Below are 14,104 nucleotides of genomic sequence, written 5' to 3'. Positions count from 1 at the left end.
CTCCCCACACCCGACCGGAACCAACCCGACACGACCCGGAAGTACATCGCACCATCGACAGCGACCGAACAACGGCTCGCCGAGATCTGGACCGATGTCCTGGGCGTGGAGCGGATCGGGGCGACGGACAGCTTCTTCGAGCTCGGCGGCCACTCGATCCTGATCATCAAGGTGGTCTCGGCCGCGCGTCAGGCGGATCTCCCGCTGTCCCTGATGATGGTCTACCAGCACGCCACGCTGGGTGAGTTGGCGGCGGAGCTGGACTCCGTCCTGGTCGCCGAGCAACCCGCCGGCCCCTCCCACGGGTCCGTCCCGCGGTCCGCTCCGTCGGGTGACTCGCCCGCCAGCTCCCGCTCGGCGCTGCGCTCCCTGCTCGACACCGTCGACACGGCCCGTGTCCCCGGCGTGAGCGTCGCCGTCATCGAAGGTGGCGAACTGGTCGCCATGGAGACGCTGGGCACGCTGATCGCCGGCGGGGCCGAGCCGGTCACCCCGGAGACGCTCTTCCAGGTCGGCTCGGTGAGCAAGCACGTCACAGCGCTCGGGGTGCTGCGGTTGGCCCAGGACGGCGTGATCGACCTCGACGAGGACGTCAACACGTACCTCAATGGCTGGCGGGTGCCGGGCGCCGACGGCGGCCAGCCGCCGCGGATCACCACCCGTCAGCTGCTGGGACACCGGTCCGGGCTGATGCCGACGCCGGGCAAGGGCTACCGTCGGGGCGAGCCGCTCCCCGGACTGGTCGACCTGCTCAACGGCCGGACGCCCGACGGGGTGCCGCCGGCGCGTCCCGACCTCGTGCCGGGGGAGGTGTTCCGCAAGGCCAACGTGCACTTCTCGGTCCTCCAGCAGGTCGTGGTCGACGCGACCGGCCGGGCCTTCGCGGAGCTGATGCACTCCCTGCTGTTCGCGCCGCTGGGGATGACCGGCACGAGCTTCGACCAGTCCTTTCCGGAGACCTCGGGCCTGCAGGTCGCCCGGGGTCACGACCGGCTGGGCAGCCCGCTGGAGGGCGGCTGGCTGGTCCGGGCGGACGCGGCGGCGGCCGGCCTGTGGACCACCGCCGTGGATCTTGCCAAGCTGGCGCTGGAGGTCCGCCGGTCCTACCTGGGCCGCCCGCTGGCCCTGCTCGGCCAGACGTCGGCCAGGGAACTGCTGATGCCGCACGAGGGATCCTTCTACGGCTTGGGCACGGTCGTCGACACGCTTGGGTCCGACGTTCAGTACGGCCACGGCGGCGAGCCGACCGGCTATCACGCGCTGACCGTGTCCCTGGTCCAGCGGGGCAGCGGCCTGGTCGTCCTGACGAACAGCAGTAGGGCCGGCGACCTGATCAAGGTGGTGGCCGACATCCTCTGAGCTTTATTCTGTCGGGGATCTTGGAGGTGTGCCGTTCGGTAACTGGTCGCTGCTGGTCAGGCCGTGTATCCGTACTCGTAATCTGGTTGCCGTGCTCGGGCGGAGCGCGGGAAGTCGGGGGTGGTGCCGGTCAGCTTGGCGGCGCGGCCCATGGTGTGGGCGGGGTGGTCGTCGTCGAGGGAGTCGGGGGTATGCGGTCGGATCGTCGCCGTGGTCACCACACCTCTTCTTGTTGTGTCGGTGGACGCGCCGAGGGGCCCCGGGGCCGTTGCGGCTCCCGGGGCCCCGCAGGGATTTACACCATCTGCCGGCCCTGTGGCCGGCTTCCTCGTGTCCGCCTCGCCCCGGTGGGTGGTGGCCTTGCCGCGCCCTGTCGCAGGTGGGCCGTGGCGTAGGTGCGAGGTCGTCCCGGTCGGCCGGGCGGTGTGGCCGGGGGTGCGTGCCGGGGGCTTGTCGTGGGGGGAATTCGGAGGAGAATGATTCCGACCGGAATTATCTGGGACGGATGTACTCAGGAGGTATCATCACTCGATGGACGTCTCCAAGCCGACCGCACTCGAACCCGACCTCATGCTGCTGTTGTCCTGGTCCAGCCACGCGCTGGCGACCGAGCTGACCGCGGCGCTCGCCGAGCTCGACGTGACGCCGAGATCCCATTGCGTGCTCTACAAGGCGCTCGCCGGCGACATGTCCCAGAGTCAGATCGCCGAGGCCGCCGGGCTGGACAAGACCACGATGGTCGTGGTCATGGACAAGCTGGAGAAGGACGGGCTCGCCGAGCGCCGGCCCTCCAGTGTCGACCGCCGGGCCAGGGTCATCGAGGTGACCGACAAGGGCCGCGAGGTCGTGGCCAAGGCGGCCGAGATAGTGGCCCGGATCAACCAGGAGGTGCTCGGGTCGCTCCCCGAGGAGCTGCGGCACGCGTTCGTGGCGGGGTTGACCCACCTCATGGAGGGTCGGCTCTCCACGCTCGTCTCGTGCGAGCAGCCGCCGCGGCGGCGCTCGGTGCGTTCTTCCTGATCGGTGGTACACCCGCGGGGGCCGGTGTACCCATCGGGAGTTGATTGTCATGGGCATGATAGTCCGGCGCTGATGTCGTCGCGCCTCGTTTCGGAAGCGGCCCTGCCGGGCATCCGTCCTGCGCCCCAACTGTTCAGAGCAAAATGAATCCGAACTTAATCATTCTGATCTGAACGATGTGGTACGGTCTCAACCGCAGATCGCGACCAAGGGGGCAAACGATGACTGCGCCTGCTCAACCCACCGTCCGCTCGCCCTGGTTGGCGTTCGCGGCCGTTGTATCCATGCAGCTGATGATGGTGCTCGACATCAGCATCGTGACCGTGGCACTACGGTCCATCCAGGAGGACCTCGGCTTCTCGCAGCCGCGGATCGCCTGGGTCACCACGGCCTACACGCTCGGCTTCGGCGGCTTCCTGCTGCTCTCGGGCCGGCTCGGGGACCTTTTCGGCAAGAAGCGGATGTTCCTCACCGGGATGACGGTGTTCCTGGTCGCCTCGCTCTTCTGCGGGCTGTCGCGCAATCAGGACATGCTGATCGCCGCACGTTTCGTGCAGGGCGCCGGCGCCGCGATGGGCTTCGCGGTGGCCATGGGCATCGTCTTCTCGCTCTTCCGGGACCCGCGTGAGTCCGGCAAGGCGATGGGCGGTCTCGGGTTCGTCCAGGCCGCCGGCGCCTCGGTCGGCATCGTCGCCGGCGGCGCGCTCACCTCGGGCATCAGCTGGCACTGGGTGTTCTTCCTCAACCTCCCGATCGGCATCGTCGCGGCCGTGCTGGTCTTCCGGCTCGTGCCGAACGACCGCGGGGCCGGTTTCGGCGACGGGGCCGACATCCTGGGTGCCGTCCTGGTCACCGTGGGCATGATGCTCGGCGTCTACACCATCGCCACCGTCGGTGACGAGGGCTGGGGTTCCGGACACACCATCGGCTACGGGCTGGCCTCGCTGGCCCTGCTCGGAGGATTCGTCGCCCGCCAGGCCACGGCCGCCAACCCGCTGATGCGCCTGGACGTCTTCCGCTCGCGGAACCTCTCCGGGGCCAACCTCGTCCACCTGTTCCTGGTGGCCGGCATGATCTCCGGCAACATCCTGATCGCGCTGTACATGCAGCAGGTCCTGGGCTACTCGGCGGCCACGACCGGCTTCGCGTTCCTGCCGATCGCCCTGTCCGCGGCGGCTGTCTCGCTCGGCTTCTCCGCCCGGTTCAACATGCGCTTCGGGCCGAAGAACGTCCTGCTGGTCAGCCTCGTGGTGGTCGCGGCCTCGCTGCTGCTGGCCGTCCGGGGGCCGGTCGACGCCACCTACGTGGTGGACGTGCTGCCGACCGCGCTGCTCCTGGGCGTGGGCACCGGCCTGGCCCTGCCCGCCGTGATGACGCTGGCCATGGCGGTGAGTTCGCCCCGCGACATCGGACTGGCCTCGGGTCTGGTCGGCACCTCCGGCATGGTCGGCGACTCGCTCGGCATCGCCGTGATGACCGCGGTCGCCGCCGCCCACACCAAGAGCGAACTCGCCGACGGCAAGCCGGTGCTGACCGCTCTGAACGACGGCTACCACCTGGCCTTCGGGCTCGCGGCCGCCGTCGTGGTGGTGGGCCTGGTGATCGGATTCGCGATGCTGAAGCCGCTGCCGCCGATGCCGCACCCGGGCGGCGGCGAACCTCCGACGGAGGCGCAGCCGGCCCCCGCCGGCGCCGAGGCCGGCCGGGCCTGAGCCGGCCCGCGGGCCCGCCCGTGGCCGCGAGGATCCGCGGCCACCGAACAACGAACGATCACGGCCCCGGCGGGCCGCGCTGCGAGCAGCCGCCGGGGCCGTCCTCACCACTCGTCAAGGGAGATCTGTCATGACCACCGAGCTTCACGTGGCCCAGTCCGGCACCACCAGTGGCAGCGCCCGGCGCACCCGGCTGATCGCGGTCGGCGGCGGGGTGCTGGCCGCCACCCTGATCTGGGTCGTGGCCCGGGTGCTCGACGTCGACCTGACGGTCGAGCAGGGCGGCGGCAAGGACCCGATGCACGTCAACGCCGGCTTCGTGATCGGCTTCGCGCTGGTCTTCGCGCTGCTCGGGTGGGCCGCGCTGGCCCTGTTCGAGCGTTTCACCGCCAAGCCCGCGACCGGCTGGACCATCCTCTCCGTCGTGGTGCTGCTGCTCTCCCTCGGCATGCCGCTCTCCGCCGACACCTCGTCGGGGGCCAAGACCATGCTGGCCCTCATGCACGTCGCCCTCGGCGCCGTACTGATCCCGCTGATGCGCGGCAGCGTGACCAAGGGACGGTAGGGCCCGGCGGCCGCACCGCCCGTCGAGTTCCGGTTCCGTCCCATCGCGAGAGGAATTACCGTGAGTGCAAACACCGAGCCCGTGTCCGGATTCTCGACCGGCACCTGGGCGATCGACCCGACCCACTCCGAGATCGGTTTCAGCGTCCGCCACCTCGGTGTGGCCAAGGTCCGCGGCCGTTTCGAGAGCTTCGAGGGCCGGATCGTGACGGCGGAGAACCCGCTGGAATCCTCGGTCTCCGTCACCGTCCAGGCGGTCTCCTTCAGCACCGGCAACGAGCAGCGCGACGCCCACGTGAAGGGCGAGGACTTCCTCGACGTCGCCAACCACCCGGAGCTGACCTTCGCCTCCACCCAGGTCCTCGCCAAGGGCGACGGCTACCTGGTGGAGGGCCGCCTGACCCTGCGCGGCGCCACCCAGGACGTGGTGCTGGAGCTGGAGCCCAACGGCTTCGGCGAGGGCTACCAGGGCGCCCAGCTGGCCGGCTTCTCCGCGGTCACCGAGATCAGCCGCAAGGAATTCGGCGTGCACGGCGGTGCGGCCGGGGCCATGGTGGGCGACAAGGTGACGATCTCGCTGGAGGTCGAGGCGGTCAAGGAAGCCTGAGCCACCCCGGATCTCGGGTACGGGTGGGCGCCCCCGACCACCCGTACCCGATAGCCCGCCGCTCGCCGGAACACCGGCGGGCGGCGGTTCGCCGTTCCCGGTCGTTTCCGGCAGCCGTTCCCCGTCCGGCGAATGGGTGGTCGATTACTGGGTGATGGGAGCGAATCTGCGAGGGTCGGACAGCTGGCAACACGGAACACACGAGAGGCCGTCCGGTGACCGAGCAAGTCGAAGCGAAATGCCCGTTCAACCATCAAGGTGAGGCTCTCGCCTATCCGTTCGGCGACCCCGGCCGCCTGCACCTGTCGCCCTCCTACGCCGCGGCCCGGACCGGCGAGGGCCTGGCCAGGGTGCAGCCGCCGTTCGGTGGTCAGGCCTGGCTGGCCACCCGCTACGAGGACGTCAAGACCGTGATGGCCGACCCGCGCTTCAGCCGCGCGGCGTCGATAGCGGAGAACACGCCCCGGCTGGTGCCGTTCATGCCGCCGCCGGACACCATCATGGCGCTGGACCCGCCGCACCACACCCGGCTGCGGCGCGTCCTGAACCAGGCCTTCACCATGCGCCGGGTCGAGGTGCTGCGCCCGCGCATCCAGGAGATCACCGACGAGCTGCTCGACGCCATCGCCAAGGGCCCCGGCAAGGCCGACCTGGTCCACTCCTTCGCGCTGCCGGTCTCGCTGATCGTCATCACCGAACTCCTCGGCGTCCCGTACGAGGACCGGGAGAAGTTCGGCGCCTGGGTCGGTGCCATCTTCTCGATGGAGACCCCGCCGGAGGTCGTCCAGCAGTCCAACATCGACCTCATGACCTACCTCGCCGGCCTGATCGCGCAGCGCCGCGAGCAGCCCGCCGAGGACCTGCTCAGCATCCTGGTGCAGGCCCGGGACGAGAACGACCGGCTGACCGAGCAGGAGATGATCGGCCTCGGCGCCGCCGTGCTCATGGCGGGCTACGAGGTGACCAGCCACCACCTCGGCAGCCTGACCTACGCGCTGCTGGCGGACCCGGCCAAGCTCGCCGAGCTGCAGGCCGACCTCGGCCTCGTGCCGCAGGCGATCGAGGAGATGCTGCGGTTCGTCCCGCCGGCGGTGGGCGAGGGCATGACCCGCATCGCCACCGAGGACGTCGAGCTCGGAGGCGTGCTCGTCAAGGCGGGCGACGCCGTGCTGCCCTCGACGATGGCCGCCAACCGGGACGCGGAGGTGTTCGAGGACGCCGAGGTGATGGACTTCCACCGTGCGAAGAATCCGCACCTCTCCTTCGGCCACGGCCCGCACCACTGCGTCGGGGCCAACCTCGCCCGGCTGGAGCTGCAGATCGCGATCACCTCACTGCTGAAGCGCTTCCCCGCGCTCCGGCTGGACGGCACGGTGGACGACGTGCCGTGGGACACCGCCAGCGTCTGGTCGGGCCCGCGCGAGTTGCCCGTCCTGTTCTGAGCCCACCCGGCTCCGGGGCCCTCCGCCCCGAGCCCACTCCGCTCCGGGTCCACTCCGTTCCGGGTCCGTCCGGTTCCGGCCTCTTCCGCTCCGGGCCCGTCCGGCTCCGAGCGAGCTCCGCGCCGGACCCGTACTGCGCCGGGTCCGCGTGGCGACGGCCGTCCGCTTCCGGCCGCCGAGCCCCCGCCGTACTCCGGCGGGGGCTCGGCCGTTGCCGGTCCGGCCCAGGCCCCGGCGAGGCGGTCCGGCCCGACCCGGACGGAGCCCGCCGGGGGCGGTGGCCGGGCGGTGGGCGGCCGGTTACCAGGCGGTTCCCGGGCGGTTCCCGGGATCATGAAAGCGTGAACACATGACCCCTGCGATCAGCTATCTGGGCATCGATGTGGGCGGCACCAAGGTCGCACTCCGAGCCGAGGCCGACAGGGTGCCAGCTCTCGAAGCCTCCTTCCGCTGGCCGGAACCGGGCGACCCCGCCGCCGACCTGGCCGCCCTGGCGGACCACGTGGCTCGGCTGCTCGGCCGGTGGGGCCGCACCCCGCAGGCCGTCGGCGTCGCGATGCCGGCCACGCTGGACGCCGGCGGCCGGGTGCTCTCCTGGCCCAACCGGCCCTCCTGGACCGGCCTGGACGTGCGGGCCGCGCTCGCCGGGAGCGTCCCCGGTGCCGAGGTGCGCTGCGCCGACGACGGGGACCTCGCCGCGGTCGCCGAGGCCGACGCGATGGGCTGCCGGAACGTCGTCTACCTCGGCGTGGGCACCGGGATCGGCGGCGGCGTCGTCGCCGACGGCCGGCCGTTCCCCGGCCCGGAGCGCGGCTCCTGCGAGGCCGGACACCTGGTGATCGACCGCTCCGGGCCGCGCTGCGACTGCGGTCGTCGAGGCTGCGTGCAGGCCGTCGCCTCCGGGCCCGCCATCCTTCGCCGGGCCGCGCTCGCCCGCGCCGGACGGACCCGGACGGGCCGGGCGAGCGGCCCGGTGGAGCCGGTGGCGTACGACGCCCTCCGGCAGGGCTGGTCGGCGAAGGAGGCCTGGGCCGTCGACACCGTCCGGGAGGGCTGCGCGGCCCTGGCGGCCGCGGTCACGGGACTGTGCGAACTCGCCCACCCCGAGGCGGTGGTGATCGGCGGCGGCTTCGCCGACGGGCTGCCCGGGTTCGCCGCGGCGGTCGGCGAGGAGGCGGCGCTCCTCGCCCGCCCCGGACAGGCCGCGGTGCCGGTCCGGCCCGCGGCGCTCGGCGGGCTCTCCTCGCTGCGCGGTGCGGTCCTGCTCGCCCGCGCGGCGGTCGGCGGACCGCCGCGCGGGGCCGAGGGGCAGGCGTGAGGCGGCGCGGCCCGCGCCCCGGCGGGGACGGCCGGACGGGGTGGCTGCTGCGGTTCGCCGTGATCCTGCTCGGCCTGACGGTGGTCGTCGGCGGCACCGCCCTGTGGCAGTACCGGAAGGCGCAGGCGGCCGGGCGACCGGCCGTCAGCGCCGCGCTGGGCGGCCTCGACGTCACCGCCGGTGACGCCCGCTGGGCCGCGATGGACGCCCACACCATGGACGGCCCGCAGGGCGGCGGCTACCAGATGCCGGCCCAGATGATGCCGGGGGCACCGGAGGACGGCACCATGCGCCTGGGCATCACGCTGACCGTCGCCGACCGCGGTGCCGAGGCCCGACTACTGGACCTGGGCCGGGAGTTCACGCTGACGGGTGGCGGCGTGGACGTGGCGCTGACCCCGCACTCCGACACCTTCGGCCCGATGCCCCGGCTCGGCCCCGGCAGCGCGGTCCGCGGCACCCTCTACTTCGACCTCAAGGCCCCCGACCCGGGGGCCCCACCGCTGTACCTGCTCTGGAACCGCGACGGCAAGCAGCGGCGCCTGATCGTCCAACTGCCGGACTCGGCACCGGAACACGAGCACGGTTCCTAGGCAGGTGTCGCCCCGACGGCCGGTCCGGCCGTCGGGGCTCCGACGGTCCGACCGGCCGTCGTCGTTTCCACCAGGGCCGACTGCCGCGGCGCGGCAGCGCGGCCATGTCCAAGGAGCACCTGTCATGCCCGAGCCATCCGCCGACCCCGTCCACGGGCCGGCCCCCGGCGGGTCAACGGACCCGTCGAGAGAGACCGACTCCTTCGCGGCCCACCGATCCCGCCTCCTGCTCGCCGTGCTGCTCGCGGCGGGCACGACCGTCTGGCAGCACTGGGTGCTGTTCGGCGTCGACGGCCCGCTCCGCGGCCACCTGCGCTTCGTCCTGGTCGACCTGCTGCTGATGCTGCCCGCCACGGGCTTCGCGGTCCGCTGGGCCGACACCTTCGGCTGGCGCGTCCGGCGCGGTGCCACCGGCGGCTGGGACGCCGTCGTCCAGGCCTGCGTCACCGTCGTCGTGCTGACCGTCCTGGACGTCCCGCTCGCCGTCGTGCAGGCCGGTGCCCGTACCGTGCTGGGCGCCGACCGGGCCCACCACCACGGCGCCGCCGGGCTCTCCGCCACCGACCCGGCCGGACTGCTCGCCTACGGCATCGACCAGGCGCTGCAGGTCGGCGTCGCCGTCATGGTCCTCACCATGGCCGGCACCCTGCTGGTCGAGGCGTCCCCGACGCGCCTGTGGCGCGCCGCCCGCGCCCGGCTGCGCCACCCCGGCGGCGCGGCCCGCCGGCTCCGGCTGCTCCTGGTCGGCGCGGTCACCGGCGCGCTGCTCGCCCCCACCGGAGTGCTCGCGCAGCCCGCCGTGGACCCGCTGCTGGCCGGCGCCCGCAGCTGCGCCACCGCACCGCAGCGGGTGTTCAACGTCAACGCCATCGACGTGGACATCGTCGTCGACCGGTTCGGCGACCACGACCCGTACGGCTACATGTACGTGCTCGCGGAGAAGGAGGGCGCGGTCCGTGCCCAGGAGGCGGCGCTGCGCGCGGCCTCCGCGATGAAGAAGGACGACCCGGCCGCCGCCAAGGTCACCGTCGGCCTCGGGCAGGACGCGATCCAGCCGCTGGTGATCCGCGCCCGGCTGGGCGAGTGCGTCGTCGTCAACCTCACCAACAAGCTGGTCAACGCGCCCCGCAGCGGCTCCGGCTTCCCGGTCGTCACCCAGCCCGGCGGGGTACCGCCGGTCTCGGTCGACGTGGCCGGCGTGGCCTACGACGCGGCCGCCGGCGACGGCGGACAGCCGGTCGGCAACAACCCGACCACCGCCCTGGCCCTGCCGGGCGAGACCCGGCAGTACCGCTACTACCTCGACCCGCTGAGCGGGGAGGGCGCCAAGGTGATGCGCAGCGGCGGCGAGTCCACCCAGCTCACCGCGCACGGACTGTTCGGCACGCTGATAGCCGAGAGCCCGCGCGCCCGCTGGTACGACCCGGTGACCGGCGCGGACCGCACCGACGACACCACCTGGAGCAACTGGGAGGCGATGGTCTCGTCGCCCGGCAACCCGGCCTTCCGCGAGTTCACGCTCCTCTACCACGAGATGGGCGACGAGAACTTCACCATGCGCCGGCCGCTCCGGGAGAACGACGAGGGCATCCCGATCGGCAACGATCCCGGCAAGCCCGTCGGCGACCAGGTCCAGTACGGCCGCACCGTGCCGATGATCGACGCCCGGCCGCCCACGCCGAGCATCCCCAACGAGGGCGGCGGTGGCACCAACGTGTACCGGCCGGCCAGCCGGGCGATCAACTACCGCGCCGAGCCGTTCTTCCGCCGCCTCCAGTTGGAGGCCGCCCGCGGCGCCGCCACCCAGCAGGCCAACAAGTCCCTGGCGTACAGCTCCTACACGTACGGCGACCCGGCCACCCCGATGCCCCGGTCCTACCTGGGTGAGCCGACCAAGACCCGGATCGTCGACGCCGGCATCGAGCAGTTGCACGTCCACCACGTGCACGGTGGCGGCACCCGGTGGCGGCTCGACCCCGGCATCGAGGACAGCCCGATGAACGCGGGGCTGTCCAAGACCCCGCTGGTGGACCAGAAGTCCGTCTCGCTGGACTCGCAGACCATCAGCCCGACCGAGGCCTTCACCCTGGACCACGACTGTGGCGCCGGCGGCTGCCAGCAGGCGGCCGGTGACTTCCTCTACCACTGCCACATCGCCCAGCACTACATCACCGGCATGTGGGGGCTCTGGCGGGTCTTCGACACCGCCCAACCCGACCTCGCGGCACTCCCCGGGCGGGAGGCGACTCCCACCGCCGTCACGTCGGCCGGACTCCTCGGCCGGACCGTCGAGGGCAAACGCGTGGTACCCCGGGCCCAGTTGGCCGACCCCGGGAAGGAGATCGCGGTCGAGCAACTGGTCGAGGCCAACCTGCCGCCGCAGGGCGCCCGGTGGGCGAGCGACCAGGGCCCGGACCCGGACGACGCGACGGTCTGGGACTGGCAGAAGGCCGGCACCGACGCCGCCCCGCTGTACCTGGGCGAACCGGAGACGGCCTCGGTCTGGGCGAACTACCGCTCCGGCAGCCCCGGACAGCGGCCGGAGATCCTGTTCAACCCCAGGACCGGCCGGCCCGCCTACCCGATGCTGCGTCCGCACCTCGGCCAGCGACCACCCTTCGCCCCCAACGGCCATGCCGGTGCCCCTGGCGTCGGTGAGACCGGTACCGCGCAGAACCCCGGCGGGATGTGCCCGGACCGGGCACCGGTGCGGACCGTCAACGTGACCGCCATCGCCACCCCGATCCAGCAGACCGGCCGGGAGACCGATCAGAACGGCGAACTCTTCGTCCTCAACGAGGACAAGGCCGGCGTGCTGGACCGCAGCAAGCCGGCCGACCCGCTGGTGATCCGCTCCAACGTCGGCGACTGCTCGGCGGTCACCCTGGGCAGCGAGCTCAACCCCGCCGTCCAGCCCAAGGTCAACATGCACACCCACCTGGTGCAGTTCGACCCGCTGGCCTCCGACGGCGTCATCGCCGGCTTCGCCTTCGAGCAGTCCGTCTTCAGCACGGCCCGCGAGGGCCGGACGCTGACCTCGGTGGACGCGCCGGGCAAGGTCACCGTCTCCTCGGTGGACAAGCTGCGCCCGGGCATCACGATCGGCGTCGGCGTCGGCCGCGCCAGTATCGAGATCCGGAAGATCACCGCGATCACCGGCAACCAGCTCACCTTCGACACCGACCTGACGACGGCCCACGAGGCGGGCGAACCGGTCACCGTCGAGTTCGTCCAGTACCGCTGGTTCGCCGACATCGACGTCGGCACGGTCTTCTGGCACGACCACGTGAACGGCATCAGCTCGTGGGCCCACGGGCTGTTCGCCGCGCACATCGTCGAGCCCGAGGGCTCCAGCTACCTGGACCCGGTCACCGGCGCCGAGCTGCGCAGCGGCCCGATCGCCGACATCGTCAACACCTACGGCGGCTCCTCCGTCGGCGTCGGACAGTACGGCTCCTTCCGCGAGTTCACCCTGTTCCTGCACAACGGACGACGCGGCCGAAGCGAACTCGCCACACCACCACCCGGTGGACTCGCCCCCTTCAACGCCGGACAGGAGTGCGAGGAGGGCTCGATCAACCTGAGAGCGGCGCCCCTCGGCGAACGGACCCCGCCGGGCCAGACCCCGGCCGACCCGACGACGACCGACCAACGGCAGGAGTACAACGGCTCGCAGTGTCGCAACGCCTACAGCCGCGCCGCCGACACCCCGGGCAAGGCCGACGCCAACACCGTGCGGGCCACCGTGAGCACGGTCGACCCGTACGCGTTCTCCTCGGTCAAGTACGGTGACCCCGGCACGCCGCTGCTGCGCGCGTACGCGGGCGACCCGGTGGTGATCCGCACGATCGGCGTCAACGACCGCGCGGAGGCGCTGCGCATCCAGGGCCACCGGTTCCGGATGGAGCGCTTCAACGCCCGCGGCCAGCTGATGGACACCGCCACCACCGGCATCTCCGAGCGGTTCGACTACGTGCTCGACGGCGGCGCCGGCGGCCCGTCCGCCAGCCCGGGGGACTACCTGTACTACAGCACCCGGACCTTCGCCGTGGAGAGCGGGGCCTGGGGCATCTTCCGCGTCCACGACACCCTGCAGCCGGACCTGCGGCCGCTCCCCGACCGACGCCGGCCCGCTGCCAAGCCCGGCTTCCCGGTCCAGACCGCGGCCACCGGCAACACCCAGCTCGCACCGGGGCCCGACCCGGCCCCCGCCTACCGGGCGGACGGCACGGTCGACACCGCCGTGGTCACCTCGACGGCCAACCCGTGCCCGCGCCGGGCCCCGACGACCGCGTACGACGTGACGGTCTTCAACCAGGCGCTGCCCACGGCACCGTTCCAGGACGCCAACGGCGTCGTCTACGCGCTCAGCTCGGACGTCGCGGCCGTCCAGGCCGGGACGAAGCCACTCGAACCGCTGGTGCTCCGGGTCAACAAGGGCGACTGCGTCAGCGTCACCCTGAAGAACCGGACCACCCCGGGCTCGCTGTTCGGCGGCACCCGGGCCGGCCTGGACCTCGGCAAGCTGATGCGCAACCAGCAGCTCTCCTCGGGCGCCGCGGTCGGCCTCAACCCCGACACCACGATCGGTACCGGCCAGTCCATCACCTACACCTTCTACGCCGACCAGGAGCTCGGCGCCTCGCTCTTCCAGAACCTCGCCAGCCCCGCCTCGCTGCGCCACGGCGGCTACGGCATGCTGATCGTCGAACCGAAGGGGTCCACCTGGTCCGACAGTGAGACCGGGGCGCCCCTCGGCCCGACGGCGACCAGCACCAAGGCCGTCATCCGGGGGCCCGGGAACCAGCGGTTCCGCGAGTTCGCGCTGACCATGCAGAGCACCGACCAGCAGTTCTCGCGCAGCATCCTGCCGTACGGCGACCAGGTGGCCGGCAACGGGCTCAACAGCCCGATCCGCTTCAACTGGCCGCAGCAGCCGATCCCCGGCGCACCGCCCGGCACCGGCACCAACCCGGGGTCCTTCGACAAGGGGTACAGCAACCTGAACTACCACAGCGCGCCGCTGACCCAGCGGCTCGGGCTGACCGCCAACCCGGACGACTTCACCAGGGCGACCCCCACCGGGCCGTTCGCCCTGGCGTTCAGCTCCGGGCAGCACGGCGATCCGGACACGCCCGTCTTCCGGGCCAACTCCTCCGACCCGGTGGTGTTCCGGGTGGGCGTCGGGGCCTCCGACCAACTGCACTCGTTCACCGTCGGCGGGCACTCCTTCCCGCTGGAGCCGGGCATCGAGCGCTCGCGGATGATGGCCGCCCGCACCATCACGGCCGGCGAGACCATCGACGCCAGGCTCGGCCCGGCCGGCGGGCGCGGCGGCTACACGGGTGACTACCTGTTCGCCGACGCGCGCGCTCCGTTCGCCCAGGCCGGTATGTGGGGAATCCTCCGGGTCCTGCCCGACGGTGCGCCGAACTCTCCGGCGGTGCTGTGACCGGGAACCTCCGGCACGACCGGCGGCGCCCCCCGAG

The 14,104-nt window shown here is 72.3% G+C and carries 10 protein-coding genes; 9 read left to right on the top strand and 1 reads right to left on the bottom strand.

The annotated features are described in order from the left end of the window. A partial coding sequence (locus tag ACFXHB_RS35140) for a serine hydrolase (protein ID WP_380579409.1) occupies window positions 1–1,359 on the top strand: 1,359 nt, incomplete at its 5' end. 56 nt (window positions 1,360–1,415) lie between these two features. On the opposite strand, the gene ACFXHB_RS35135 is transcribed toward ACFXHB_RS35140, so the two are convergent. Continuing rightward, window positions 1,416–1,577 (bottom strand): hypothetical protein, encoded by a 162-nt coding sequence (locus tag ACFXHB_RS35135; RefSeq protein ID WP_380579407.1) that lies wholly within the window; start codon window positions 1,575–1,577, stop codon window positions 1,416–1,418. A gap of 313 nt (window positions 1,578–1,890) precedes the next feature. Here ACFXHB_RS35135 and ACFXHB_RS35130 point away from each other — a divergent pair, with 313 nt between their 5' ends. The 8 genes from ACFXHB_RS35130 to ACFXHB_RS35095 all read left to right on the top strand — a co-directional run bounded on the left by ACFXHB_RS35130 (window position 1,891) and on the right by ACFXHB_RS35095 (window position 14,067). Next, window positions 1,891–2,379, top strand: a complete 489-nt coding sequence (locus ACFXHB_RS35130; RefSeq protein WP_380579405.1) for a MarR family winged helix-turn-helix transcriptional regulator — start codon at window positions 1,891–1,893, stop codon at window positions 2,377–2,379. A gap of 221 nt (window positions 2,380–2,600) precedes the next feature. After that, a complete protein-coding gene (locus tag ACFXHB_RS35125) occupies window positions 2,601–4,091 on the top strand; it encodes an MFS transporter (RefSeq protein ID WP_380579403.1) in 1,491 nt (496 codons plus the stop codon). Between the two features lie 130 nt (window positions 4,092–4,221). Next, a complete protein-coding gene (locus ACFXHB_RS35120) occupies window positions 4,222–4,656 on the top strand; it encodes a DUF6069 family protein (protein ID WP_380579401.1) in 435 nt (144 codons plus the stop codon). A 60-nt stretch (window positions 4,657–4,716) separates the two neighbouring features. Beyond that, window positions 4,717–5,262, top strand: coding sequence for a YceI family protein (locus ACFXHB_RS35115; RefSeq protein ID WP_380579399.1), 546 nt, complete (start codon window positions 4,717–4,719; stop codon window positions 5,260–5,262). Window positions 5,263–5,477: 215 nt separating this feature from the next. Next, entirely contained in the window at window positions 5,478–6,704 is a 1,227-nt protein-coding gene (locus ACFXHB_RS35110; protein WP_380579397.1) for a cytochrome P450, read from the top strand. Window positions 6,705–7,053: 349 nt separating this feature from the next. Beyond that, window positions 7,054–8,022: an ROK family protein gene (locus ACFXHB_RS35105; protein WP_380579395.1), complete on the top strand. Its 969-nt coding sequence runs from the start codon at window positions 7,054–7,056 to the stop codon at window positions 8,020–8,022. Further along, window positions 8,019–8,615, top strand: coding sequence for a hypothetical protein (locus ACFXHB_RS35100; RefSeq protein WP_380579393.1), 597 nt, complete (start codon window positions 8,019–8,021; stop codon window positions 8,613–8,615). Before ACFXHB_RS35105 ends, ACFXHB_RS35100 begins: the two co-directional genes overlap by 4 nt. A 124-nt stretch (window positions 8,616–8,739) precedes the next feature. Beyond that, the gene (locus tag ACFXHB_RS35095; protein ID WP_380579391.1) at window positions 8,740–14,067 is read left to right on the top strand and encodes a hypothetical protein; all 5,328 of its coding nucleotides are present in this window, start codon (window positions 8,740–8,742) and stop codon (window positions 14,065–14,067) included. Window positions 14,068–14,104: the final 37 nt, after the last annotated feature.

The sequence above is a fragment of the Kitasatospora sp. NPDC059327 genome (assembly GCF_042752535.1).
Lineage (GTDB): Bacteria > Actinomycetota > Actinomycetes > Streptomycetales > Streptomycetaceae > Kitasatospora.
The sequence above is the reverse complement of the archived record's forward strand: the minus strand, read 5'-3'. Positions and strand labels throughout refer to the sequence as shown.